We start from the raw sequence: 26509 nt of genomic DNA, 5'->3' as shown, positions 1-26509 counted from the left end.
GACTCCAGAGTGTCCAACGGGCCACTCTCCTGTGAAGATGTAATACCCGTCACATACGCGCTGTCAAGACTTTGTTAAGACATTCGGATCTAAACCGTCGAAATCCGGGGAATCAGGCGGGTCCGACCGCGCGCCGACCGGCCCCCGCGGGCAACCGAGAGGCACCGATGACGCAGACGACCATCAGTACGGCGAGGAGCACGAAGGTCGCCGAGTACGCACCCGCGGGCAGTCCGTCGAACACCGCGAGCGCCGACACGGCGACCGCCCCGAGTGCGACGCCGAACGCCGCGCCGAGCTCCTGGACGGCGGCGTGCACCGCATTGGCGTCACTGAGCTCGGCGGCGTCCACGTCGGCGAACGCCAGGGTGTTGTAGGCCGAGAATCCGATGGAGCGCAGAGCTCCCGAGATGACCAGCACGATCACGATGACCACCGCCGACGTCGCGGACCCGAGGACCGCGAGCGCGACGAACGCCGCCACCGACACGAACAGGTCCACGACGAGGACACGCCGGATTCCCCAGCGCCGCATCATCGGCGTGGTCAGCGGCTTGATGACGACGTTGCCGACGAACAGGGCGGTGACCATGGCTCCGGCAGCGACCGGCGTCCAGCCGAACTGGAGTTGGAACATCAGCGGAAGCAGGAACGGGACCGCGCTGATCGCCATGCGGTAGACGGTTCCGTACCCGATGACCGACGCGAACGAGGGCACCCGCAGCACGCCGAGATCGAGCAACGGATGGGGCGAGGAGCGCATGCGCCGCACGGCCGCGACACCGAGGACGACCGCACCGACGGTCCCCGCGATCACCACCGGCCACCGCGGCGTGCCCCCCGAGACCTCCTGTGTCGCCAGCATCGCGGCGCCCACCGCGAGAGTGGTGAGCGCGACGCCCACCAGGTCGAGCCGCCGACGACCCGCATCCGTCTCGGCGGGGCGGCACCAGATCGTCGCGGCCACGAGTCCGGCCACCCCGATGGGGATGTTGATGGCGAAGATGAGCCGCCAGTCCGCGTGCGTGACGATGAGACCGCCGATCAGCGGGGCCACCACCGGGGCGACCAGGGCGGGCCAGGTCAGATACGCGATCGCCCGGACGAGCTGGCCACGCTCGACGGTCCGCAAGACGGCCAGGCGACCCACCGGCACCATCATCGCGCCGCCCGCCGCCTGCAGCACGCGCATCGCCACCAGGGTCGAGAGATCCGGGGCGAGCGCGCATCCCGCGGAGGCGATGGTGAACACCGCGCCCGCGACGAGAAACACCCGTCGCACCCCGAACCGGTCGGCCACCCACCCCGACAGCGGGATCAGCACCGCCAGGGTGATCAGGTAGGAGGTCACCACCACTGCCGCATCGAGCGGCCGCACACCGAGGTCGGCGGCGATCGCCGGCAGGGCCGTCGCGACGATCGTCGCGTCCAGGATCTCCATGAACATCGCGCCGGCACCGAGCAGCGCCAATGCGTACGGGAAATCCGCCGCCGGCGTTGCCCGCGACGCCCGACCGAACCGTCCGGTCACCCCTGCGCGGCCGGCGAGACCCGGGTGCCCTCACGCACGGAGGTGGTCATCGCGTCGAGCACCTCGGCGCTGCGCACCGCGTCGTCGATGGTCGCGCCCGCCTGCGATTCGTCGGTGATGGATGCGCAGAACCGCGCCGCCTCGATCACCTTCAGGTCGTCGTAGCTCATCGGGTTGGCCGCACCCGGCTGGAATGCGGCGTAGTCACCCGCCCCCGGACCGACGAACCGGGTCGCGACGGGCAGATCCTGATATGCCTGACCGGCGCCGACCTCGAGTTCACCCATCCGGCGATAGTCCCATCGCACAACGCCTGCGGTGCCGTGGATCTCGAATCCGTACGAGTTCTGCGCGCCGACCGAGACACGACTGGCCTCCAGGACGCAACGCGCGCCCGACGCCAGACGCATCTGCGCGGACACGTAGTCCTCGTTCTCCACCGGTCCGCGCTCGCCGCCCGACGCCAGCTGATGACCCGACGTGGCACCCGTCGGCTTCGGTCGATCGGCGACGAAGATCGCGGTGTCCGCCACCACGGAGTCGATGTCGCCGAGCAGGAACCAGACCAGGTCCGCGCCGTGCGACGCGAGGTCACCGAGGACCCCGTTGCCGCCACGGGCCCGCTGGAAGCGCCAGCTCAGCGCACCGTCGGGGTGCGCCGCATAGTCGCTGAACAGGCGGAATCGCGCGTGGGTGACCTCGCCGATCTCGCCGGCGGCGATCAGTTCGCGGGCGGCCGCGACGGCCGGCACATTGCGGTAGTTGAAGCCCACCGCGGTCCGCACACCCGCGGTGCGCGCCGCGCGCGCGACGGCCCGCGCGTCATCGGCCGACAGCCCGACCGGCTTCTCGATCCACAGATGCTTGCCCGCGGATGCGACCGCACAGCCGATCTCGCGGTGCAGGAAGTTCGGGGCGGTGACGCTCACGGCCGCGATCGTCGGGTCCTCGACCACCTGACGCCAGTCGGCGACGGTCGACGGCACCTCGAACTGCGCCGCGGCCTCGGCGGCACGGTCGGTGACCTCGTCGGCGATCACCATGAGTTTCGGCACCGGCGTCAATTGCGGGTAGTGATGGCGGACGCGTGCATATGCCTGTGCGTGCGCGCGGCCCATCCAGCCGAAGCCGATGATGCCGACGGGCAGGACGACACCGGTACCGTCGCGCCCGCCGGGTGCCGATGCGGTAGCGGTGTCCAGCGCGGTCCCATTTCCTGCTGTCATCTCTGAATTCCCTTCGCCTCGGGCCCGGGCCGGACCCTTGTGATCTCCGACACTCACTATGCCAGGTAAGAATGTCCGGACAAAGTCTTGACTTTGGGTTGTGAACTGACGCACAGTGGATGCATCGCCCCGACAACCCGAATCCCGGCGGGGCACCCACCTGTCCAAGCACGAGCAGGGAGCAGTACGTGACCTCACAGCATCCACCCCTTCTGGGCGAGACACCCGTCTTCGACGTGTTGGCCATCGGCCGCAGCGGTGTCGACATCTATCCGCAACAGATCGGAGTCGGCCTCGAGGAGGTCACCAGCTTCGGCAAGTTCCTCGGCGGCAGCGCCGCGAACGTGTCCGTGGCCGCGGCCCGCCTCGGCCACTCCAGCGCGCTGATCTCCGGAGCCGGCGACGATCCGTTCGGTCGGTTCGTGCGGAGCGAGCTCGCCCGTCTGGGCGTGGACAACCGCTTCGTCGGCATCGACGACGAGTACGCGACCCCGGTCACGTTCTGCGAGATCTTCCCGCCCGACGACTTCCCGCTGTACTTCTACCGCAAGCCGACCGCACCGGATCTGCAGATCGAGGTCACCGACATCGACACCGCCGCGGTGCACGCTGCGCGGCTGTACTGGTCGACGGTGACCGGACTCTCCGAAGAACCGTCCCGCGGGGCGCACTTCGCCGCCTGGGAGGCTCGTGGCCGCCAGTCGCTGACGGTCCTCGACCTCGACTACCGGCCGATGTTCTGGTCGACCCCGGAAGCCGCGACCGAGCAGGTCCGCAAGGCGCTGTCCCACGTCACCGTTGCCGTCGGCAACCGTGAGGAGTGCGAGATCGCGGTCGGTGAGACCGATCCCCACGCCGCCGCCGATGCGCTGCTCGACCTCGGCGTCGAACTCGCGATCGTCAAGCAGGGCCCCAAGGGAGTGCTCGGCAAGACACGCACCGAGACGGTCGAGGTGGCCCCCACCCCGGTCGACGTCGTCAACGGCCTCGGCGCCGGCGACAGCTTCGGTGGCAGCCTGTGCCACGGACTGCTCGAGGGCTGGCCGTTGGAGAAGATCCTGCGCCACGCCAACGCCGCCGGTGCGATCGTCGCCGGCCGGCTGGAATGTTCCACCGCCATGCCCACCGCCGACGAGGTCGCCGCATTCGCTGCCACCGCAGAGGAGAAGATCAATGTCTGACGTCGCGACCACCGCCGGAAATGCAGCGACCCTGATCGGACCGGGCAACCGGAACGATGGGTCATCCGGCCGCAACGGCGTCGCCGGCTCGACGTGCTCGACCTACGCCGAGGTGACCGCCGTCCGGGCCACCCACCCGCAGGCCATCGCCGAGGCATGGGCGCGACGCCGTCGGCGCGCGACGGTGTCCGGGGACGAGCGCCTGATGATCGTGGCCGCCGACCACCCGGCCCGCGGCGCGCTCTCCGTCGGCGCCAATCCGACGGCGATGAACAGCCGCTCCGACCTGCTGGACCGGCTGCGCACCGCTCTGGCGAATCCAGGTGTCGACGGCGTGTTGGCGACCTCGGACATCCTGGAGGACCTGCTGCTGCTCGGCGCGCTCGAGGACAAGGTCGTGTTCTCCTCGATGAATCGCGGCGGTCTGGCGGGCGCATCCTTCGAGCTCGACGACCGCATGACCGCGGCCACCGCGAAATGGACGATCGACGCCGGTCTCAACGGTGCGAAGATGCTCAACCGGGTCGATCTGACCGACGAGGGCACGCTGAACATGCTCACCGCGGCCGCGGCCGCCATCGACGAACTGGCCGCCGGTGGCGCCATCGCGATGCTGGAGCCGTTCCTGTCCAATCGCGTCGACGGCAAGGTCCGCAACGATCTGACCGCCGACGCCGTCATCAAGTCGATGCACATCGTCCAGGGCCTCGGCTCGACGTCGGCGTACACCTGGCTCAAGCTGCCGGTCGTCGAGGAGATGGAACGCGTCATGGACGCCACCACCCTGCCGACCCTGCTGCTCGGCGGCGACCCCCAGACCGCCCCGGACGAGACGTTCGCGAGTTGGGAACGCGCACTGCAGATCCCGTCGGTACGCGGCCTGATCGTCGGACGCACCCTGCTGTACCCGGCCGACGATGACGTCGCCACCGCGGTCGATACCGCGGTGTCGCTGGTGAGGTGAGCTGATGAACTCCAAGTACTACATCCCGGCACGGTCGGCGACGTCGCCGCTGACGGTCGACGTCACGCCGGAATCGGCAGGGTGGACCGAGTCCTCACTGTTCGTCGTAGAACTGGGCGCCGCCGAGTCGGTGACACGCCGGTCCGGTGACGACGAGATCATCGTGGTCCCGCTGTCCGGTTCGGCGATTGTGTCCTCCGGTGACGAGTCCTTCGAATTGGCAGGACGCGCAAGTGTGTTCGACGGCCCGAGCGACTTCGCCTACGTCGGTCGCGACAGCGAGTTCACGGTGAGCAGCGCTGCCGGTGGACGTTTCGCCCTGTGCGGCGCACGTGCCGCGACAAAGCTCCCTTTCCGGTATGTGCCGGTCGCCGACGTCCCGGTGGAACTGCGCGGTGCGGGAAACTGCAGCCGTCAGGTGCACAACTTCGGCACCGCGGACGCGTTCGAGGCCGACTCGATCATCGCCTGCGAGGTCATCACCCCCGGCGGCAACTGGTCCAGCTATCCCGCGCACAAGCACGACGAGAACTCCGACGTCGAGTCCCAGCTCGAGGAGATCTACTATTTCGAGATCCAGGACAACCCGGCCGGACCCGCCGGCGCGGGCTTCGGATATCACCGGGTGTACGGCACGCCGGAGAAGCCCATCGAGGTGCTCGAAGAGGTGCGAACCGGCGACGTGGTCCTGGTGCCGCACGGCTATCACGGACCGTCGATCGCGGCGCCCGGCTACCACATGTACTACCTCAACGTGATGGCCGGACCGGGCGGGGAACGCGCATGGAAGATCTGCGACGACCCGGCGCACACCTGGTTGCGCGGCAGTTGGGAGCACCAGGACGTCGACCCCCGACTCCCGCTGCACGAGAAACCGTCCCGCTGATGGATCCCGATACGCCGGCCTCGAAACCGCTGATCGAGTAGCCCGCGGCGCCGGCCGAGGGCGTATCGAGATCACCCACCAACACCAACACCACCCCCCAACCCCACCCGACGAGAAAGAAGCAATCGTGGCACCGATCAACCAGGGACGCGCCGGCGGAGTCACCGGCGTCCGTACTCCCCACGGTGAACCGACCGTCCGACTGACCGTTTCGCAGGCGACGGTGCGATTCCTCGCCAACCAGTACGTGGAGCGCGACGGCGAGCGGACCAAGTTCTTCGCCGGCTGTTTCGGCATCTTCGGTCACGGCAACGTCGCCGGTCTCGGTCAGGCGTTGCTGCAGAACGAGATCGACGACGTCGACGCCGGCCGCGAACTGTCTCTGAAGTACGTCCTCGGCCGCAACGAGCAGGCGATGGTCCACTCCGCGGTCGGCTACGCCCGGATGAAGGATCGTCTGCAGGCCTGGGCGGTCACCGCCTCGGTCGGTCCCGGCTCGACCAACATGCTCACCGGCGCAGCGCTGGCCACCATCAACCGCCTGCCGGTGCTGCTGCTGGCCGCCGACACCTTCGCGACCCGGTCCACCTCCCCGGTGCTGCAGGAACTCGAGCTCCCGTCGTCGGGCGACGTCACCGTCAACGACGCGTTCAAACCCGTCTCGCGCTACTTCGACCGTGTCTGGCGACCCGAACAGCTGCCGGGCGCACTGCTCGGCGCGATGCGCGTGCTCACCGACCCCGTGGAAACCGGCGCGGTGACCCTCGCCATCCCGCAGGACGTCCAGGCCGAGGCCTTCGACTGGCCGGAATCACTGTTCGCCGAACGGACCTGGCACGTCGCCCGGCCACTGCCGGAACGTCACGTGATCGCCGAGGCCGCCGAGATCATCCGGTCCGCCAAGCGCCCCCTCATCGTCGCCGGCGGCGGCGTCATCTACAGCGGCGCCACCGAATCGCTCGCGAAGTTCTGCTCTCGCACCGGAATCCCGGTTGGTCAGAGCCAGGCGGGTAAGGGGTCACTGCCCTACGACCATCCGCAGTCGGTCGGCGCCATCGGCTCCACCGGCACCACCGCGGCCAACGCGCTGGCGGCGGAGGCGGACGTGGTGATCGGTATCGGCACCCGCTACAGCGACTTCACCACCGCCTCCCGGACGGCCTTCACCGGCGACGGCGTTCGATTCGTGAACATCAATGTGGCATCGCTGGATTCGGTCAAGCACAGCGGGTACAGCGTGGTCGCCGACGCACGCGAATCCCTGGACGCGCTCGACGAACTGCTGGCCGACCACACCGTCGAGAACGCCTACCGCGAGCAGGTCGCGACGTTGGCGGCCGAGTGGGACGCCATCGTCGAGAAGGCCTACTCCCCGACCGCGGTCGGCACCAATATCGCCACCGGCGACGAGGCACTCACCCAGGGAGCGGTGATCGGTCTGGTCAACGAGACCTCCGACCCGCGCGACGTGGTGGTCTGTGCCGCCGGATCGATGCCCGGGGACCTGCACAAACTCTGGCGCACGCGCGATTCCAAGGGCTACCACGTCGAGTACGGCTACTCCTGCATGGGCTACGAGGTCGCCGGCGGGCTCGGCGTGAAGATGGCCTGCCCGGACCGCGACGTCTTCGTCATGGTCGGCGACGGCTCCTACCTGATGATGGCCACCGAACTGGTCACCGCTGTGCAGGAGAACCTCAAGGTGATCGTCGTCCTGGTGCAGAACCACGGCTTCGCGTCGATCGGTTCCCTGTCGGAATCGTTGGGCTCGCAACGCTTCGGCACCAACTACCGCTACCGCGGGGACAACGGACGACTCGAGGGCTCGACGCTACCGATCGACCTGGCCGCCAATGCCGCATCGCTCGGCGCCGACGTCATCCGCGCCACCACCGCGGCCGAGTTCACCGACGCCATCAAGGCGGCCAAGGCCGCCGAGCGCACCACCGTCATCCACGTCGAGACCGACCCGCTGATCGGTGCCCCGGACAGCGAATCCTGGTGGGATGTACCGGTGTCGGAGACCTCGACACTCGAATCCACGCAACAGGCATATGACGTCTACACGCAGTGGAAAGCAGTCCAACGTCCATATCTGAACCCGACCAACGGAGAGTAGAAATGCAAGACCTGCGCATCGCCGTCCTCGGCGTCGGCATGATGGGTGCCGACCACGTCGCCCGCATCACCGGGCGCACCAAGGGCGCCACCGTCACCGTGCTCAACGACTACTTCCCGGAGAAGGCCGAGGAACTGGCCGCGACGATCCCCGGCTGTCGGGTCATCAACGACCCGCTCGACGCGATCGCCGACCCCGAGGTCGACGCGGTCATCCTCGCCACCCCCGGACCCACCCACGAGAAGCAGCTGCTGGCGTGTCTGGAGAACGGCAAGCCGGTGATGTGCGAGAAGCCGCTCACCACCGATGTGGCCACCTCGTTGGAGATCGTCAAGCGTGAGGCGGAGCTGGGCCGCAAGCTGATCCAGGTCGGCTTCATGCGGCGGTTCGACCACGAGTACGAACAGCTCAAGGGCCTGATCGACGACGGTACGTTCGGCCAGGTGCTGCTGGCGCACTGCGTGCACCGCAACCCGGCCGTCCCGCCGAGCTTCGACAGCTCGATGATCGTCAAGGACTCGCTCGTCCACGAGGTCGACGTCACCCGGTACCTGTTCGACGAGGAGATCACCTCCGTCCAGATCATCGCTCCGGGTGCGAACCCCAATGCTCCAGAGGGACTGAAGGATCCGCAGATCGCGATCTTCACCACCGAGTCGGGGCGGCACGTCGATGTCGAGTGCTTCGTGACCACGGGCGTCGCCTACGAGGTGCGCACCGAACTGGTCGGCGAGCTGGGTTCGGCGTTCATCGGACTCGACCAGGGCCTGATCCGCAAGCAGCGCAACCCGGTCCAGTCCGACACCGGCGACGGGCGCAAGATCGCCGGCATCTCCAGCGGAGACATCACCCCGTCCTTCGTCGAACGTTTCGGTCAGGCCTACGACAACGAGATCCAGCGCTGGGTCAACGCGGTACAGGCCGGGACGAACGTCGACGGTCCGGGCGCATGGGACGGGTATGCCGCGGCGGCCGTGTGTGCCGCGGGCGTCAAGGCGCTGGAGTCCGGTGAACCGCAAACCGTCGAGATGGTTTCCCGCGCGTCGATTCCGGGAGCCTGAGCAGGCGGCGCACGTAGGTCTCGATACGCCACTCACTTCGTTCGCGGCTACTCGACCACCAGAAGTCAACCGCCGGTCGAGTAGGTCCAAGCAACACCCCCACCGCCGGTCGAGTAGGTCCGAGCCCACCCCCACCGCTGGTCGAGTAGGTCCGAGCCACTAGGCGAGGACCGTATCGAGACCCCGCAACAAGCCTCGAAACCCGACCAGCGCACAAACCCCAACAGGAGAACCACCATGTCCACAACCATCAGCCACTGGGTCAACAACAAGGCCTACCCCGGCACCAGCAGCAACACCGCCCCGGTCACCAACCCGGCCACCGGCGAGGTCACCGGCGAGGTGTCGCTGGCCAACATCGAAGACGCCCGCGCGGTGATCGATGCCGCCGCAGCAGCTTTCCCCGCATGGCGCGACACCAGCCTCGCCAAGCGCACCGCAGTCCTGTTCAAGTTCCGCGAACTGCTCGAGGCACGCAAGCCCGAACTCGCCGCCATCATCACCGCCGAGCACGGCAAGGTGCTCTCCGACGCCCTCGGCGAGATCAGCCGTGGCCAGGAGGTCGCCGAGTTCGCCTGCGGGATACCGCATCTGCTCAAGGGCGGATTCACTGAGAACGCCTCGACCAAGGTCGACGTCTTCTCCATCCGCCAGCCACTCGGCCCCGTCGGCATCATCAGTCCCTTCAACTTCCCCGCCATGGTGCCGATGTGGTTCTTCCCGATCGCCATCGCCGCCGGCAACACCGTGGTGCTCAAGCCGTCCGAGAAGGACCCGTCGGCCTCGCTGTGGCTGGCCGAACTGTGGAAGGAAGCCGGCCTCCCCGAGGGTGTGTTCAACGTCCTGCAGGGTGACAAGCTTGCCGTCGACGAACTGCTCACCAACAAGGCGATCAAATCGATCAGCTTCGTCGGTTCGACGCCGATCGCCCAGTACGTCTATGCCACCGGCACCGCCGCGGGCAAGCGTGTGCAGGCATTAGGCGGAGCCAAGAATCACGCCATCGTGCTGCCCGACGCCGACCTCGACCTGGCCGCCGACGCGATGGTCAACGCCGGCTTCGGCTCGGCCGGCGAGCGCTGCATGGCCATCTCGGCCTGCGTCGCGGTCGGACCGATCGCCGACGACCTCGTCGCCAAGATCACCGAGCGCGCGACCACCATCAAGACCGGCGACGGCACCAAGAACTCCGACATGGGTCCGCTGGTCACCAAGGCCCACCGCGACAAGGTCAAGTCGTACGTCGACGCAGGCGAGAAGGACGGCGCCACCATCGTTCTCGATGGCCGCACCGTCGAGGCAGATGGATCTGCCGACGGGTTCTGGCTGGGTCCGACGCTGATCGACAACGTCACGACCGACATGAGCGTCTACACCGACGAGATCTTCGGCCCGGTCCTGTCCGTCGTGCGCGTCGACACCTACGACGAAGCCCTCGAGCTCATCAACTCCAACCAGTACGGCAACGGCACCGCCATCTTCACCAATGACGGCGGCGCAGCACGACGCTTCCAGAACGAGGTCGAGGTCGGCATGGTCGGCATCAACGTGCCCATCCCGGTTCCCATGGCCTACTACAGCTTCGGCGGCTGGAAGAACTCACTGTTCGGCGACACCCACGCCCACGGCATGGAAGGCGTCAACTTCTTCACCCGCGGCAAGGCCATCACCAGCCGCTGGCTGGACCCGTCGCACGGCGGTCTGAACCTGGGCTTCCCCCAGAACGCCTGAGGCGGGGCGCCTGAGACAAGGGCGCCTGAGACAAGGGCGCCGACCACGGAAGTCGCCGTGTGGCTCGTCTACCGAGCGACACGGCGACTTCTGTTTCCCGGCATGTCAGAGCCGGACGGTGGCCCCGTCGATCGCGCTGTCGCGTGCGGCATCGAGCACCTCGAGGGTCGCGATCCCGTCGCGCGCCGGAACAGGCTGCGGCCCTTGCCGGTCCACGGCCGCCGCGAACTGCCGGTAGAACTCGTCGTAGCGGCCCTGCGCGGACGGGACGGCGACAACTCCGTCCGCGGTGTGCAGCGTGCCGAGCCGATCGGGACGCTCGTACCCCCAGTTGTCGAGGTCGTCGGCAGGTCTGCGACCCTGTTTGATCTGATCGGTCTGGACATCTGTGCCGTCGCTGACGTAAGCGCCCGCCGAACCGTAGATGCGCCATTGCCGCGCGGAGACGTGATTGATCTTGCTGGCGCTCACAGTCGAATGAACACCGTCGCGGTGGGCGATCGCGACGGTGAACCCACAGTCGGTGCGGCCCTCGGGCTGATCGATCTGATCCAGATGCGCCGTCACCGACACCGCGGGCCCGAACACCGTCAACACCTGATCCACCATGTGCGCACCCAGATCCCGCAGCAGACCGCCCGAGGGACCCGCATCGAGGCTTCCCGGCTCGTCGAGGTCGAATCGGGATTCCACCCGCCACACCTCACCCAGGCGAGGCAGTATCCGCCGGACCGTTTCCAGGTCCGTGTCCCAGCGCCGGTTGTGGAACACGCTGAGCAACACACCGGCGCCGTCCGCCGCGGCTGCGAGCTCGCGGCCGCCCGCGGCATCCGGGGCGAACGGCTTGTCGGCGACGACGTGGACACCACGACGCACCGCCTCGAGCACCAGATCCCGCCTGGTGTCCGGTGGGGTGGTGATGGTGACGGCATCGACGCCGGCGTCCAGGAGGTCGCCGAGCGAGTCGAACACCGCGACGTCGGGGAGGTCGGCCGCCACGTCGCGCCGACGGTCCGGACTGCGGGTCACCACCCCGACCAGGTCGATCTCGGGGACCGCCCGGATGTACGGGGCGTGGAACAGGCGTCCGCCCGCTCCGTAACCGACGAGGCCAAGTCGCATCACGTTCTCCCAGTTTGTAAGGACAATTACTTCTGCTCGGGTCCGCATCGCGGCCGATCATCTGGCCATCTCTCGAAATTGAGGCCAATAAACCCTTGACAGATTGTTAGGACATTATGACAGTATCGGAGTAGACCAACCGTGACCAGCATCACCGTCACGATGACTGTGTAACGCACCAACCAAGGAGTCTCCATGTCAACAGCCGAGAATTCGGGACTGGTCCGAGAACGTATCGCGCTCCCGCCCCTGGGCCACGGCTCCTTCCGCCGTCGCCTGCACGCGGTGGCGCTGATCGCGACCCTCGGCGGTCTGCTCTTCGGTTACGACACCGGCGTCATCAACGGTGCCCTGGAGCCGATGAAGGAGGATCTCGGGCTCACCGCGTTCACCGAGGGCGTGGTGACCAGTTCGCTGCTGTTCGCCGCAGCCATCGGCGCGATGATCAGCGGGCGGATCTCCGACGCCCTGGGGCGGCGCAAGACGATCATGGCGCTCGCCGTGCTCTTTCTCATCGGCACCATCACGTGTGTGTTCGCCCCGGGATTCGGTGTCATGGTCCTCGGTCGCATCATCCTCGGCCTTGCCGTCGGCGGTGCATCCACTGTGGTACCGGTGTACCTCGCCGAACTCGCGCCGTATGAGATCCGCGGCTCCCTCGCGGGCCGCAACGAGCTGATGATCGTCATCGGCCAGCTCGCCGCGTTCGTCATCAACGCCATCATCGGCAACGTCTGGGGCGATCACGACGGCGTGTGGCGCTACATGCTCGCCGTCGCCGCGTTGCCGGCGATCTGCCTCATGGTCGGCATGATGACCGTCCCCGAGTCCCCACGCTGGCTGATCTCCAAGGACCGTGTCGAAGAAGCGACCGCGGTCCTGTCCACCATCCGGTCGCAGCAACGCGCCCAGGCCGAGGTCGACATGATCACCGAGATCGCAGAGATGGAGAAGACCCGGGTCAAGGGCAGCTGGTCGTCCATCCGGGACAGTCGATGGGTACGCCGCATCCTCCTGGTCGGCATCGGACTCGGCGTCTTCCAGCAGCTCACCGGCATCAACGCGATCATGTACTACGGCCAGTCCGTGCTCAAGGACGCCGGCTTCGAATCGAAGGCCGCACTGATCGCCAACATCGCACCCGGCGTGATCGCGGTGATCGGTTCCGCGATCGCCCTCTGGCTGGCCCAGCACATGAACCGGCGCACCACCCTGCTCATCGGCTACAGCCTCACCACCCTGTTCCACTTCCTCATCGGCATCGCGTCGGTCACGTTGCCGGAGGGCAATGCCTGGCGCCCGTGGGTGCTCCTGTTCCTGATCGTGTGTTTCGTCGGCTCCATGCAGACCTTCCTCAACGTGGTCACCTGGGTGCTGCTGTCGGAGATCTTCCCGCTGCAGATCCGCGGTCTGGCGATCGGCATCTCGGTGTTCTGCCTCTGGATCGCCAACGCCTTCCTCGGCCTGTTCTTCCCGACGATCGTCGAGGCGATCGGCATCACCGGCACGTTCTTCATGTTCGGGGTGATCGGACTGTTCGCCATCGGGTTCGTCTATACCCAGGCACCCGAGACCCGCGGTCGCACACTGGAAGAAGTCGAGGACGACGTCACCACCGGTGCGATCTACACGCATCACCTCCGGGAGAAGACCGACGCCTGATCCGCCGCGGAGCACCATTGCGAACCCGTTTCCCGGATAAGCGCCCCTGAATTGCGCCCGGCGCAGAGCCGCCGTCGACAATATGTCGTCGATCCCTGTAGCCAGGGCGCATGTCGGGGGCGCTTTTCCGGAAGCCCCCGCACCGACGGCGCCCGCCCCTCGCCCGTCAGGGATGCCTCGAAGGGCGCTCGCGGACAAACACTTCGGGTGCGACGAGCCTCCCGGCAGTCGGGACCGGTCAGCGCCGGACCGGCGCCGTCGTCGCCCGCACGACGAGGCGCGGCCGTCGCACGATCCGAGGCGGAGGGCCGCCGCCGATCATCTCCAGCGCACCCGCGACCGCATCGGCCGCCAACTCCCCGGCGTCCTGTGAGACCGTGGTCAACGGCACCGGCGCGCGCGACGCAAGCCTCGCGTCGTCGTAGCCGATGACCGAGACATCTTCGGGCACACGGAGACCCGATCTTACGAGCACATCGATCACCCCGGTGGCGCACTCGTCGTTGAACGCGACGATCGCGGTCGGCGGCACCTGGCCCGTCATGAGGTCCCGGGTGGCCCTGGCCCCGTCGATCTGCGTCAGGCCGCCCGCGACGATCGTCCCCTCGGTCGGCAGGCCCCTTGCGGCCATCGCCGCCGAGAACCCGGCCCGACGGTCCACCGCACCCGGGGCGTCCCCGCCGTCGACATGCACGATGCGCCGATGACCCAGTCCCACCAGATGTTCGACGGCCAATCCGATGCCTGCGGTGTCGTCGCTGCGGACATGACCGACTCCCGGCGCGCCGCTGTCGCGGGCCACCACCACGACCGGAAGGCGTTCGGCGAGTCCGGCGAGTGCGTCGTCGGACAGACGCGAACCCAGCAGGATCACCGCCTCACAGCGCTCCCGCACCACGGTGTCGAGGGCGGCGTCCTCCGATCGACTGGGTGCGACAGCACTGATCACCACGTCGTAGTCGACCTCGCCGGCCACCCGGTAGGTCTCCTCCACCAGATCGCCGTGGAACGGCTCACGGAGTTCGAAGATCACCCCCAACAGGCGCGACGACGCCTGCCGCAACTTGCGCGCGCGCTGATCCGGGACGTAACCCATCTCGTCGGCGATCGACAGGACACGCGCGCGGGTCTCGTCACCGGCACCGGCCACTCCGCGCATGACGATCGACACCAGCGCCGTCGACACCCCGGCGGCGCGCGCGACGTCGGCGAGGGTGACCCGCCCGCCGTTCTTCCGGGCCATCGATCGCCTCCTTGACCAGATGTGACTCAGCGACCTACTCTAGCCTAGAACGTTCTACTAGAACGTTCTAGTTCCTCGAGACCTCGGAGCCCTCATGACCACCAGCACCTCTCCCACCGCGACCGCATCCAGGATCGGGGCCGTCGCGCCCGTGCGCGTCGCGACCATCGGCGCCGGCCGCATCGGCACCAGCCACACCGAGCTGATCGCCCGCCACGTGCCGGGCGCGGTCGTGGCAGCAGTCGCCGACCCGGTCGACGGTGCCGCGGATCGCCTCGCCGCGGCGGTCGGGGCGGACCTCGCGACCACCGACATCGAAGCGGTGCTCGCATCGTCCGATGTGGACGCCGTTCTGATCACCGCTCCGGCACGAAGCCACAGCGAATTGGTCTGTCGCGCAGCGGCGGCCGGCAAACATGTCTTCTGCGAGAAGCCGATGGCGGTGACTCTCGACGAGGCCGATCGGGCGATCGCCGCGGCCGCGGACGCCGGGGTGATCCTGCAGGTCGGCTTCAACCGTCGGTTCGCACCCGGGTTCGCCGCCGCCCGTAGGGCGGTCGACGACGGCCGGGTCGGCACTCCGCAGTTGCTGCGCTCCCTCACCCGGGATCCCGGTCCCTGGCAGGCAGATCCGGCGCGGGTCCCGCAATGGACGATCTTCCTGGAGACCCTGATCCACGATTTCGACACCCTGTGCTTCCTCAACCCGGGCGCCCGCCCGGTCTCGGTGCACGCATTCGCCGATGCCCTGATCCGGCCGGACGCGAAAGAATCCGGGGCGAGCGAAGCGACGGGAAATGTGTCCGGGGCGAGCGAAGCGACGGGAAATGTGTCCGGGGCGAGCGAAGCGACGGGAAATGTGTCCGGTCACCTCGACACCGCGATCGTCACCATCACGTTCGACAACGGCGCCATGGCCACCGCCGAGGCGAACTTCTCCGCCCTATACGGATACGACGTCCGCGGCGAGGTCTTCGGTTCGGCCGGCATGGCCACCACGGGCAGTGGCCGCACCACAGACATGACGTTCTACGGCGCGGCCGGTGTGGAGATCGAGACCGCTCGGCGCGACACGATCCTCCTGCACGAGGCCTACGTCGGTGAGCTGACGGCGTTCGTCGAGGCCGTGCGTGGCGCGTCGTCGGCCGTGGTCGGCGGCGCCGACGCTCGCACCGCATTGCAGATCGCGTTGGCGGCCATCCGCAGCGTCGAGACCGGTACCACCGTACGTATCGACGAGGTCGGCTGATGGGCGCCGCGCCGTATCGGCTGGCTGCCAGCGCCGAGATGCTCTATGTCGAACGGCCTTTCGTGGATCGGGTGCGCGCGATTCACGATCGTGGCCTGCTGGTGGAGATCTGGGACTGGACCACCAAGGACATCGACGCTCTCGTGGCCACCGGAGCCGAGATCGTCTCGATGACGGGATATGTGACCGGTAACCTCACCGACCCCGGCGGAATCTCCGCGTTCCTCGACTCCGCCGAGGAGTCGGTCAAGGTCGCCGCGCGGCTGAATTGTCCGAGCCTCAACGTGCACGGCACCGGGCTCGGGCCGGAAGGGCTGCCGGTCGTACCGGTCGAGGTGGTGACACCCGAGATGTGGCTGACCGCAGCGGACACCCTGCGCCGGCTCGCCGAGATCGGTGAACACCACGATCGGGTCTTCACGCTGGAGAACCTCAACCTCGCGGTGGATCATCCAGGGACCCCCTTCGCCACCGCCGCCGACACGATGGCACTCGTGCGGGCCGTCGACTCCCCGTACCTCCGGATGAATCTCGACCTGTATCACGCACAGATCGGCGAGGGTAACCTCATCGAACTGTGCCGCGCCGCACTACCTTTCGTCGGCGAGATCCAGGTCGCCGACGTCCCGGGCCGATGCGAACCGGGTACCGGGGAGATCAACTACCCGGCGATCGCGGCAGCGCTGAGGGAGATCGGCTACACCGGGGTCGTCGGGCTGGAGGGCTGGGCGCGCACCGACCCGGACGCCGCCCTCGACGCGTTCACGAGAGCGTTCGCCTGACGCGCACGGGCCGGGCCAGCTCGAGCACCATGTCGAGCACGGCCCGGGCTGCGCGCGACGGCGTCCGCGTCGATGAGTGCGCGATAGCGATGTCCCACATCAGCGGCTTGTCGGTGCACGGCACGATGCTCGCCCCGGGCTGCATGTGTGCCACCCCGAGCGGCACCAGTGTCACGCCGAAACCCTTGGCCGCCAGACTCATCCCGAAGAACTGATCGGCCACCTCGATCACCGTCCGACGGTTCGGGATGTCGCGATCGACCACCGCACGCGTGCCCCACCCCGGCGGATAGTCGATCATCCGCTCGTCGACGAGATCGGTCGTCGCGAACGAACCCGCCACGGCCAGGCGATGATCCGGGGCGCAGACCAGCACCAGCGGTTCCTGCGCCAACCGGTGCAGGGCGAGACCGGGGAGATCATCCGGATAGGCCCCCAGGAAGGCCAGATCCAGCGTCCCCGCACGCACACCGACGATGTTGCCGGATGTGCCGCGAGGATTCTGCCGCATCGCGATCGTGATGCCCGGATGTCGGCGATGGACCTCCGCGAACGCCTCGGCCAGATCGATCGACACGACGTTCACCAACGCACCCACCGCGACCTCGCCACGGATGTCGCCGCGAACGCCGTCGACCGCGTCGAAGATGTCGGCGCGGGCGCGCAGCGCCGCGCGGGCCGGACCGACGATGGCACGGCCCGTGTCGGTCAGCACCAGCACGGTGGGCGTGCGCTCGAAGACGCGCTCCCCCAGTTCACGCTCCAGCTTGGCGACACCCGTCGACACCGCCGACTGCACGACGTTGAGTGCGCGCGCTGCCGCGGTGAACGTGCCCTGGTCGCAGCAGGCGAGGAAATACTCCAGGTGGCGCAGTTCCACACCGACTCCCATCTCGATAGGTGATGTCTGTATCGAAATCTATCGCTTTTCTTGAAGGCATTGCGCCGGGAAGATGGATTCATGGCAACGTTGACCGATCCCGCCCGCGCGCAGGCCCATCTCAGTCGCTTCGTGGTCTTCCTCTTCGCGGTGACCGCAGGATCGTCGGCCGGTTGTCTCTACTACCTGCAGCCGTTGCTGCACGAGATCAGCATGGACTTCTCGATCTCGACCGCGACGGCCGGTCTGCTGATCGCCGTCACTCAGATCGGCTATCTCCTGGGCCTCGCGCTGGTCGTCCCGCTGGGCGACTTCGTCAATCGCCGCCGTCTCGTCACCGGCCTACTGCTGGTGTCGTGCCTTGCGCTGGTGGCCGCCGGGCTGATGCCGGCCTACGGTGGCCTGCTGACGATGGTGTTCGCGGTCGGGGTGTCGGCGTCGGCGGCGCAGATCGTGGTGCCGTGGGCCGCCGCCATCGCGGCGCCGGACGAGCGCGGCGCCGTGGTCGGCAACGTGATGAGCGGACTGCTGATCGGAATCCTGTTGTCCCGCGTGGTGAGTGGCCTGGTCGCCGAGGTCGGCGGTTGGCGGGCGATCCTGTTCGTCGCCGCGGGCCTGCAGGTGCTGATGGCCGCGGCGGTGTGGTTCCGCGCGCCCGTCGCCCGCCCTGCGGCGGCAGGTTCGGGACAGAGTTATCCGCAGGTCCTGCGGTCGATCCTCACCCTGGTCGGGACCCACGATGTGCTGCGACACCGGATGTTCCTCGGTGGACTCAGCATGGCGGCCTTCAGCTGCATGTGGACGGCGATCGCATTCCTGCTCGCCGGGGCGGGCGACTCGCACTACTCGTACTCCGAGGCGGAGATCGGCCTCTTCGGTCTCGCCGGAGTGGCCGGCGCGCTCGTCGCACCCGTGGTCGGCAAACTCGCCGACCGGGGCTACCTGCGTCACACGCAGTACGGGGTGTGGGGCGCACAGATCGTCGGTTGGCTGTTGCTCTGGGCCGGTGGCAACGAGGTCGTGATGTTAGTGATCGCGTTGCTGGTCTTCGACTTCGGCGTCCAGGGCGTCCAACTGGCCAACCAAACCGGGGTCTACTCGCTGGACGAGCAGGCACGGTCGCGGCTGACCACCGCGTACATGGTCGCCTACTTCGCCGGCGGGGTCATCGGATCGTCGGTCGGCGGATGGGCGTATCAGAGCGGCGGGTGGGGGCTGGTCTGCGAGATCGGGATCGGTTCGGCGATAGTGGGATTCGCCGCGTGGGCGTTGTTCTCCTGGACCGAGCGCGAGCATCCGGTTCAGGGTCGGGCGGCGCATGCGGAGCTGCGCGCGATGGTGCGGGGCGCAGGGATCACTTCCGCGACAACTTCTTCCGACGCAGTTCGGCGATCGCCGTCTTGAGGCCGCGCGTCCGGGGCATGCCGGCGAACCGACGCTCCGACGCGGTCTCGGGGGCGTCGTCGGCGGTGTCGCGCAGGAACTTGTCCGGCAGCGCGAGCTTGTTGATGGTCCGCAGGGTCTGCATGTACTGCACGAACAAGGAACCCGTCGTATAGGGCAGGTCGTACTTGTCGCAGAGTTCGCGGATCCGCACGGACATCTCGGCGTACCGGTTGCTCGGCAGATCCGGGTAGAGGTGATGCTCGATCTGGTAGCAGAGATTGCCGCTCAGGAACGCCATGGCCGGGCCGGCATCGAAGTTCGCGGTGCCGAGCATCTGCCGCAGATACCATTGCCCCGGCGTCTCGTCGGTGAGCGAGTCGACGGTGAATTTCTCTGCGCCATCAGGGAAATGGCCGCAGAAGATGACCAGGTAGGCCCACAGGTTGCGGATCAGGTTCGCGCTCAGGTTGGCGGTCAGGGTGTGCACGAAGTTCGGACCGGTCATGGCCGGGAACAGCACGTAGTCCTTGCCGACCTGCTTGCCGATCTTGCGAAGGAACACCTTGATCTGCGGTACGGCGACGTCTTTCGGCTTCGTACCGTTGAGGACCTCTTTGAGTTCGAGGTCGTGCAGCCCGATCCCCCACTCGAACGTGGCCGCCAGGACCACGTTGAAGAACGGCTGGAGCAGGCGCCGCGGCTCCCACTCCTCGTCGCGGGTGACCCGCAGGATCTTGTAACCGACGTCGTGATCCATCCCGACGACATTGGTGTACTTGTGATGGATGTAATTGTGGGAGTGCTTCCAATGCGGCGACGCGCAGACCATGTCCCACTCCCACGTGGTGGAGTGGACCTCGGGATCGTTCATCCAATCCCACTGCCCGTGCATCACATTGTGGCCGAGCTCCATGTTCTCGATGATCTTCGAGAGCGCGAGCGCACCGGTGCCGAGCAACCACAGTGATCGTTTGTGGCTGCCGATGAGCGCCAGCCGCCCGGCCACCTCGAGAGCACGGTGCGCGTAGATGGTGCGGCGCAGGTAGCGGACATCGCGCACGCCTCTGTCGGCTTCGACCTCACGTCGAAGCGCGTCCAGTTCTGCACCCAATGCCTCGACGTCCGCATCGGTGAGATGGGCGTAGGCGTTGATATCGGTTATCGCCATCGCGCTCCATTATGCCCGCAGGCCGCACCCGCGGCCCACGGGCGTCGGTCCCCCGACCGCACCCGATCAGGCCGCTCGGCGCTGCTGTGCGGGTGAGGCTGCCGGGGCGATGCGGCGACCGCGGCCACGACGCAGCGCACGCATGGCCGATCGCAGGCCTCGACGTCGGCCGGTGGCGGGGTCGACGACCGACTGCAGCCGCATCCCCTCGGGCACGTCGCCCTTGAAGCGGCGCTCCGACGCGGTTTCCGGCGCGTCGTCGGCGGTGGCCTTCAGATACTTGTCCGGCAGCGAGAGCTTGGCGATGGTGCGCCACGACTTCGCGTACTGCAGCGGGAACGAGCCCGTGGTGTACGGGAGGTCGTACTTCTCGCAGAGCGCCTGCACACGGATGGCGATCTCGGCCAGTCGGTTGCTGGGCAGGTCCGGGAAGATGTGGTGCTCGATCTGATACGACAGGTTTCCGCTCATGAACCCGAGCACGGGTCCGCAGCGGAAGTTGGCGCTGCCCAGCATCTGTCGCAGATACCATTCGCCCTGCGTCTCGCTGTCGACGTCCTGCTTGGTGAACTTCTCCGCACCGTCGGGGAAATGACCGCAGAAGATGACCGCGTTGGTCCAGATGTTGCGGATCACGTTGCCGGTGAGGTTGGCGGTGACGGCCTTGCCGAACGCACGTCCCACGCCGACCTTGCGGCCGGTCGCGCCGGCCACCAGGGCCGGGTACACCACGTAGTCCTTGGCGACCTGCTTGCCGACCTTCTTGCCGACATCGGCCAGGTCACGACGGAACTGCTCTTTCGCCTCTGGCGTCCGACGCTTCTTGGCCAGCTCGAGATGCTGTGCGGCGACACCGTATTCGAAGGCGACCGCGAGCAGCGTGTTGTAGGCGAGGTTGCCGAGATAGAACGGCTGCCACCGCTGATCGCGGGTCACCCGCAGCAGGCCGTAGCCCACATCGTCGTCCATGCCGAGGACATTGGTATACTTGTGATGGATGTAGTTGTGGGTGTGCTTCCAGTGCGCGGAGGGATCGGTGTTGTCCCACTCCCAGCTCGTCGAGTGCACCTCGGGATCGTTCATCCAATCCCACTGCCCGTGCATCACGTTGTGGCCGAGTTCCATGTTCTCGACGATCTTGGCGATACCCAGGGCACCGGCACCGGCCCACCACATGGACCGCTTCGACGACCCGAAGATCAGGGCCCGCCCGGCGAGTTCCATGCCGCGCTGGAAGCGGATCGTGTTCCGGATGTAGCGTGCGTCGCGCTCACCGCGATCGGCCTCGATGTCGGCACGGATCGCGTCGAGCTCGGCGCCGAGCGCCTCCACGTCGGCAGCGGAGAGATGTGCGTATTCGGGGATGTCGGTGATCGCCATGCGCCCTCCCGGGATTCTTCTCGGAGATGGTGGTCGGTAGGGCCGCCGGGGATCACCCGGCCGGACCTACCATTCCGTAACTTACGCAAGCGTAGGTTGCCGGACCGCGATGTGTCCACCCTTTGCCATGAGGTCGGGTACGAATGTGAGCCAGCACACTCCGTGGCCTGTCCGGATCGACGAGACCGATCGGACGAGCAGGTCGGGCGTCGCGCTCAGGCGTCCTCGCGCAGCAACTGGTAGCCGACGAGGTCCTCGAGCACACCGTCGGATCGCGCCGCGAGCGGCTGCGTGCCGAACCATCGCAAGCCCGCCGATTCGGCGAGCGCCTTGCTGCCCTTGTTGCTGTCTGCGGCGAACAGTGTCAGACGACGGAGACCGAGGACGTCGAACGCGTGCCGGACCGCGGCGGGAAACGTCTCCCCCAGCACACCGCTCCCGCGCGCGTCCGGATGCGTGTAGAAACCCGCTTCCGCACCCGTCACCTCGTCGATGCCGAGCAAGGTGATGTCACCGAGATAGAGATCGTCGTCGAGACCTGCGACGGCCCAGGTGCAGGTGTCACCGCGAGCCGCCGTCCACCACTTGCGGATCCGTTCGCCGGACGCCTCGGCGAGGGTCAGCGGTGACGGACGCTCGAACAGGTATCTGCGCGACACCGGATCGTCGAGGGTTTCCCGAATGCGTTCGTCGTCGGTGGCCAGGAGCGGCCGGAGGCGGAACCGTTCGGTCTCGAATGTGGTGGCGTGCCATGTGGTCCGGGGCGTCCGCGGGTCGCCGGCCCGGATCGAACCGACCCACGCCTCGTGGGTCTCTCCGCGCAGTTCCACACCGTCCGGGATCGCGGCGTCGAGCCGGAAACCGCAGGCGTGTGCGACGCGCAGCGAGTCAATGTTGCCGGCACGCGACGTCCACCGCACGACCTGTTTGCCGCCTTCACCGAACGCGTGGTCCAGCGCGAGCGCGACGGCACGCGTCATGACACCCCAACCGCGGGCATCGGGATGGAGATCGAAACTCAGGTGGGTGAGCACGCCCTCGCCGGTGATGTCGACGGTGCCGACGAAGCGACCGGCGAACTCCACCGCCCACACCATCCGGGTGCCGTCGACCCAGCAGCGAGGGGCGTAGTCGAAGGCGAATCGCTCGGCGGCGGACCGTCCGTACGGTGCGGGGATCGGGGTCCACCGCAGCATCTCCTGATCGGCGGCCAGTTCGACCATCCGATCGAGATCTTCCCGGATGTGGGGGCGTAGGGTGACCGCTCCGTCGGCGAGGACGGGGGCGTCATGGGACTCGACGGCTTCGGCTCGCACACGGCCAGCCTAGTGCCTCGATGCCCGCGACGAGCGGCTCGCGACAATCCGATCAGACGTCGAGGGTGCAGTCTCCGGCCGCGGCGCTGATGCAGGTCTGGATGCGTTCACCCTCGACGTGCTCGGTCCCCGACCGCAGGTCCCGTACACAGCCTTTGTCCAGCATCACCACGCAGCTCTGGCAGATGCCCATCCGGCAGCCGAACGGCATGATGACGCCGGCGGACTCCCCCGCCTCGAGCAGCGTTGTCGCCCCGTCGATCTCGGCGGTCCGACCGGACCGGCCGAAGGTCACGGTGCCACCCTCGGCGCCGACCGCACCGCGTTCGAGCGCGAATCGCTCGATGTGCAGATGGTCGTTCACCCCGGCGGCGTCGAACGCCGCATGCAGCCCGTCGAGGAATCCGGCCGGCCCACAGGCCCAGGTCTCGCGTTCGCGCCAGTCCGGTACGAGTTCGGCCAGCTTGTCGGGGGTCACCTTGCCGTCCGAGCGGGTGTGCTGGATGTGCAGATCGATCACCCCGTCGTCGGCCATCGCGGCCAGCTCGTCACCGAACAGCAGGTCGGCCGGCGTCGGGGTGGAGTGCACGAGCCGGATGTCGGTGTGCTGGCCCCGGTGCCGGATCATCCGCAGCATCGACATGATCGGGGTGATTCCGCTCCCCGCGGTCGCGAACAGGACCTTCGCCGGCAGCGGCTCGGGGAGGACGAACTCACCCTGGGGTGCGGCCAAGCGCACCACGGTGCCCGGCTGCAGTCCGTTCACCAGGTGCGAGGACAGGAAACCCTCGGGCATCGCCTTGACCGTGATCGCGATGGTCTTGTCGTGGGCGTCGTCGAGCGCGGTCGTTCGGGTCGTCGCACCCGACATCGCCGCCGCGGGGATCGCAGCGACCGGCACCGACGTCAGCGAGTACGACCGCCACGTCCACCGACCCTCGACCAGGATGCCGATGCCGACGTACTGTCCCGGCGTGTAGTCGAGGGAGAACCCCCAGCCGGGCCGGATGCGGATGGTCGCCGAATCCTCGGTCTCCGGCGTGACGGAGACGACCTTGCCGCGCAGTTCGCGCGCCGACCACAACGGGTTGGCGAGATGCAGATAGTCGTCGGGCAGCAGCGGAGTGGTGATCCGCGCAAAGGCGGCGCGGGCCCAGTGCGCACCGCGACTACGGGCCGCGATATCGGCCACCGGTTCCTCGAAACGTTCGAGCCAACCCATGTGCGCCACCACCTCACTCGCATGGCCCGTGGACCACGCATCGACAACCTACGCTTCCGTAGGTTACGCGACGGGGTGCGCGGCGCAACCGCGCGTCAGAGCAGTTCGAGCAGGAACGGCAACTCCTGGGTGGCGAACCACGCGAGATCGTGGTCCTCGACGTCACCGACGGCGAGTTCGGCGTCCTGGTCGCCGAGATCGGCGGCGTCGATCACCACCACGGCGGTACGCACGCTGTCCTCGGCCTCCGCACCGTCCACGTGCACGGACGCGATCGCCGACAGCGGCACCGGGCCACGGATCTTGACCACCGCGTCATCGAGCTCCGGGTGCAACGTGACATCGGCGACATCGGCCGCGACGACGGCGCGTCGCGGCGGGAGCTTCGGCGTGTCACCGGGCTTGGTGACCTCCGCGTCGGCGGCGAGGTCGGCATCCGCGTCGGCGTCGGCGGGCTCGGGGGCCTCCCCCGCCATCAACCGCAGCGATGCCCGCGCCGCCTCCCGGATGGCGACCTCGGCGAGTTCCTCGTCGTCGCCGGACAGGAACGATTCCCGCAACGCCGGCGTCAGCGCGAAACCGGTCCCCCCGATCGCACGGAACTCGCCTGTCTCGGTGAGCTCCATCAGCATGGCCAACGTCGCCGGCAGATACACCCTCATCGCACCCGTTCCCTCACCTGTGATTCCCGCACCCTCGATACAACCGTGATCTGTGGCCAACCTTATCGCCGCGCGGGAGACCCCCGGGTCGCGAGCTCACTTGGTGGCCAGCAGTTCCTCGTACGACTCGGTGACGTAGTCGGTCATCGCCGGGAGGTCGCTGATCACCCCGCGGTCGGCGAGGAAGGCGAATTGCAGGGTGTTGTGATAGTCGGTGATGGTGATCGCGAGCGCACGCTGGGCCATCAAGGTAGGGATCGCGAACATCTCCGCGACCGGGCATCCCGCCACATAACGACCGGCCACCGGCGACGTTCCCATCGCGACCGGCACGTTGTAGTTGCGGCGGTTGAGGCTGCGGAACGCGCGCGAACTGAGTTCGGGGAACGGCACCACCCCGAGCTCCGGGAGCAGCGGCTGCGGACCCATCGACAGGCGCCGTGACGACTGCGCGTGCCGATTGGCCAGACCCGCGACCTGAGCCAACCGCACCGCCGGATTATCCTCTCCCACAGGAAGATCCGTGACAAAGCTGGGCTTGCCGACGGTGATCCAGCGTCCGTCGGCGTCGACCCGCCGCTCGATAGCGGGATCGCGGGCCGACAAGGGCAGCACCACACGCACGGTGTCGCCGGACTGCACCGACTCGTCGAACGAGAGCATCCAGCGCCGCATGACCCCGGAGATGATCGCGAGCTCGACGTCGTTCACGGTGCAGTCGTATCGATCGGCGATCTTGGCGCACCCGCGGCGCGGCACGGACGCCACCGCGAAGATCCTCGTCGACGTCGTCGAGCTGTTGAGCCTGCTCGACGGCGCCGAGTCGGTGATCTGCTGGACGATGCCGCCGACCCGGCGCAGCGCGACTTCCGCGGTCGTCCGCAGATCCGCGATCACCGAGTTCCCGTGTACCAACGAATCCACCAGATCGCCGGGCCGCGAGAGCGCCTCGGCCAGCGCGCCGATTGCGAGATTGGTGCTGCCGGGCGGAGACCCCGGCATCCACAGATCCTCGGGCAGCGGCTCGACGGCACGCACCTCGTCGCAGATGACCTCGCTGATCTCGAGCGTCCAGTCACCACCGACCATGCACCGGTGGGTCTTGGTGAGGATGGCCAGCTTGCCGTCGGGCAGACCCTCGATCAGGTACATCTCCCACAGCGGTCGGGTCCGGTCCAGCGGTCGCGACATCACCCGGGCGATCAGGTCCTGGAGTTGCGCGGTCTCGCCCGGACGCGGGAGACCGGAGCGTCGGATGTGGAAGTTGATGTCGAAATCGGGGTCGTCCACCCAGACCGGACGGGCGAGTCCGAGCGTCACCTCCCGCACCACCTGGCGATATCGCGGGACGAGTTGCAGACGATTCTCGACCAGCGCGACGAGGCGCGGGTAGTCCAGGGTCACAGGTGTGGCACCCGAGGTGGTACCCGACGAACCCTGTGCCGTCCCGGGATCGACCGCCGACGTCGCCTTCTTGGATCGGGAAGCACGTGCGGCAGCGCGCTTTTCCAGGTCATGTGGATCGAGGATGAGCAGTGCACCCAGATGCGTCGTGGAACCGGACTCGTCGAGGAAGTAATACATCGCATCGCGCGGGGAGAGTCGGTTCACCACACCGATGATCCTAGTGTCATGACGCCGGCCGCCCCGCCGATCCACCGGTCCGCTGTAACCGGGTGCAACCGGGTGCAACCGTTGACCACGCCCTCCCGCGACGGTGAAGTCAGGACAGCGGTAC

General features: G+C 67.7%; 21 protein-coding genes. 10 read left to right on the top strand and 11 right to left on the bottom strand.

Translation table 11 applies throughout. The annotated features are described in order from the left end of the window. Positions 1-112 precede the first annotated feature (112 nt). Positions 113-1441 (bottom strand): MFS transporter, encoded by a 1329-nt coding sequence (locus D7316_RS25105; protein WP_124711571.1) that lies wholly within the window; start codon positions 1439-1441, stop codon positions 113-115. Between the two features lie 86 nt (positions 1442-1527). Continuing rightward, the gene (locus tag D7316_RS25100) at positions 1528-2757 is read right to left on the bottom strand and encodes a Gfo/Idh/MocA family protein (protein ID WP_124710672.1); all 1230 of its coding nucleotides are present in this window, start codon (positions 2755-2757) and stop codon (positions 1528-1530) included. A 188-nt stretch (positions 2758-2945) separates the two neighbouring features. Between D7316_RS25100 and iolC the strand changes: the two genes are divergently transcribed. From iolC to D7316_RS25070, 6 genes are all read left to right on the top strand, one after another. Next, positions 2946-3938: a 5-dehydro-2-deoxygluconokinase gene (gene iolC, locus D7316_RS25095; protein WP_408610053.1), complete on the top strand. Its 993-nt coding sequence runs from the start codon at positions 2946-2948 to the stop codon at positions 3936-3938. Continuing rightward, positions 3931-4902, top strand: coding sequence for a Cgl0159 family (beta/alpha)8-fold protein (locus D7316_RS25090; RefSeq protein WP_232017075.1), 972 nt, complete (start codon positions 3931-3933; stop codon positions 4900-4902). The genes iolC and D7316_RS25090 overlap by 8 nt, the downstream gene beginning before the upstream one ends. Before the next feature lie 4 nt (positions 4903-4906). Then, on the top strand, positions 4907-5788 hold the full coding sequence (iolB, locus tag D7316_RS25085) for a 5-deoxy-glucuronate isomerase (protein WP_124710670.1): 882 nt from the start codon (positions 4907-4909) through the stop codon (positions 5786-5788). A gap of 127 nt (positions 5789-5915) precedes the next feature. Beyond that, positions 5916-7907 (top strand): 3D-(3,5/4)-trihydroxycyclohexane-1,2-dione acylhydrolase (decyclizing), encoded by a 1992-nt coding sequence (iolD, locus tag D7316_RS25080; RefSeq protein ID WP_124710669.1) that lies wholly within the window; start codon positions 5916-5918, stop codon positions 7905-7907. Positions 7908-7909: 2 nt separating this feature from the next. Then, positions 7910-8968, top strand: a complete 1059-nt coding sequence (locus D7316_RS25075; RefSeq protein ID WP_124710668.1) for a Gfo/Idh/MocA family protein — start codon at positions 7910-7912, stop codon at positions 8966-8968. A 237-nt stretch (positions 8969-9205) separates the two neighbouring features. Continuing rightward, the gene (locus D7316_RS25070; RefSeq protein ID WP_124710667.1) at positions 9206-10699 is read left to right on the top strand and encodes a CoA-acylating methylmalonate-semialdehyde dehydrogenase; all 1494 of its coding nucleotides are present in this window, start codon (positions 9206-9208) and stop codon (positions 10697-10699) included. Positions 10700-10804: 105 nt separating this feature from the next. Here the strand turns inward: D7316_RS25070 and D7316_RS25065 are convergent, their stop codons facing one another. After that, complete coding sequence (locus D7316_RS25065) at positions 10805-11821, bottom strand: Gfo/Idh/MocA family oxidoreductase (protein WP_124710666.1); 1017 nt, start codon at positions 11819-11821, stop codon at positions 10805-10807. A gap of 195 nt (positions 11822-12016) precedes the next feature. Here D7316_RS25065 and D7316_RS25060 point away from each other — a divergent pair, with 195 nt between their 5' ends. Next, entirely contained in the window at positions 12017-13483 is a 1467-nt protein-coding gene (locus D7316_RS25060) for a sugar porter family MFS transporter (RefSeq protein WP_124710665.1), read from the top strand. A gap of 238 nt (positions 13484-13721) precedes the next feature. Here D7316_RS25060 and D7316_RS25055 read toward each other — a convergent pair whose 3' ends face one another. Then, positions 13722-14726 carry a LacI family DNA-binding transcriptional regulator gene (locus D7316_RS25055; protein WP_124710664.1) on the bottom strand — a complete coding sequence of 335 codons (1005 nt, stop codon included), beginning with the start codon at positions 14724-14726 and terminating at the stop codon, positions 13722-13724. A 94-nt stretch (positions 14727-14820) separates the two neighbouring features. Here D7316_RS25055 and D7316_RS25050 point away from each other — a divergent pair, with 94 nt between their 5' ends. Both D7316_RS25050 and D7316_RS25045 read left to right on the top strand, forming a co-directional pair. Then, positions 14821-15975: a Gfo/Idh/MocA family oxidoreductase gene (locus D7316_RS25050; protein WP_124710663.1), complete on the top strand. Its 1155-nt coding sequence runs from the start codon at positions 14821-14823 to the stop codon at positions 15973-15975. Next, positions 15975-16757, top strand: a complete 783-nt coding sequence (locus tag D7316_RS25045) for a TIM barrel protein (RefSeq protein ID WP_124710662.1) — start codon at positions 15975-15977, stop codon at positions 16755-16757. The genes D7316_RS25050 and D7316_RS25045 overlap by 1 nt, the downstream gene beginning before the upstream one ends. Here D7316_RS25045 and D7316_RS25040 read toward each other — a convergent pair. Next, a complete protein-coding gene (locus D7316_RS25040; protein ID WP_232017074.1) occupies positions 16738-17649 on the bottom strand; it encodes a LysR family transcriptional regulator in 912 nt (303 codons plus the stop codon). The two genes, D7316_RS25045 and D7316_RS25040, sit on opposite strands and share 20 nt — an antisense overlap. Positions 17650-17718: 69 nt before the next feature. On the opposite strand from D7316_RS25040, the gene D7316_RS25035 reads away from it, so the two are divergent. Beyond that, on the top strand, positions 17719-19041 hold the full coding sequence (locus D7316_RS25035; protein ID WP_124710661.1) for an MFS transporter: 1323 nt from the start codon (positions 17719-17721) through the stop codon (positions 19039-19041). Here the strand turns inward: D7316_RS25035 and D7316_RS25030 are convergent. From D7316_RS25030 to D7316_RS25005, 6 genes are all read right to left on the bottom strand, one after another. Beyond that, a complete protein-coding gene (locus D7316_RS25030; protein ID WP_124710660.1) occupies positions 18992-20191 on the bottom strand; it encodes a fatty acid desaturase family protein in 1200 nt (399 codons plus the stop codon). The two genes, D7316_RS25035 and D7316_RS25030, sit on opposite strands and share 50 nt — an antisense overlap. A 66-nt stretch (positions 20192-20257) precedes the next feature. Further along, complete coding sequence (locus tag D7316_RS25025) at positions 20258-21571, bottom strand: fatty acid desaturase family protein (RefSeq protein ID WP_124710659.1); 1314 nt, start codon at positions 21569-21571, stop codon at positions 20258-20260. A gap of 215 nt (positions 21572-21786) precedes the next feature. Then, positions 21787-22887, bottom strand: a complete 1101-nt coding sequence (locus D7316_RS25020; RefSeq protein ID WP_124710658.1) for a GNAT family N-acetyltransferase — start codon at positions 22885-22887, stop codon at positions 21787-21789. Positions 22888-22939: 52 nt separating this feature from the next. Continuing rightward, positions 22940-24109, bottom strand: a complete 1170-nt coding sequence (locus D7316_RS25015) for a ferredoxin reductase (protein WP_124710657.1) — start codon at positions 24107-24109, stop codon at positions 22940-22942. Between the two features lie 95 nt (positions 24110-24204). Next, positions 24205-24771, bottom strand: a complete 567-nt coding sequence (locus D7316_RS25010) for a DUF6912 family protein (RefSeq protein ID WP_124710656.1) — start codon at positions 24769-24771, stop codon at positions 24205-24207. Between the two features lie 96 nt (positions 24772-24867). Beyond that, positions 24868-26385, bottom strand: coding sequence for a wax ester/triacylglycerol synthase domain-containing protein (locus tag D7316_RS25005; protein ID WP_124710655.1), 1518 nt, complete (start codon positions 26383-26385; stop codon positions 24868-24870). Positions 26386-26509: the final 124 nt, after the last annotated feature.

The organism is Gordonia insulae (assembly GCF_003855095.1).
Classification (GTDB): Bacteria; Actinomycetota; Actinomycetes; order Mycobacteriales; family Mycobacteriaceae; genus Gordonia; species Gordonia insulae.
This window is presented reverse-complemented; position numbering and strand designations above follow the sequence as displayed.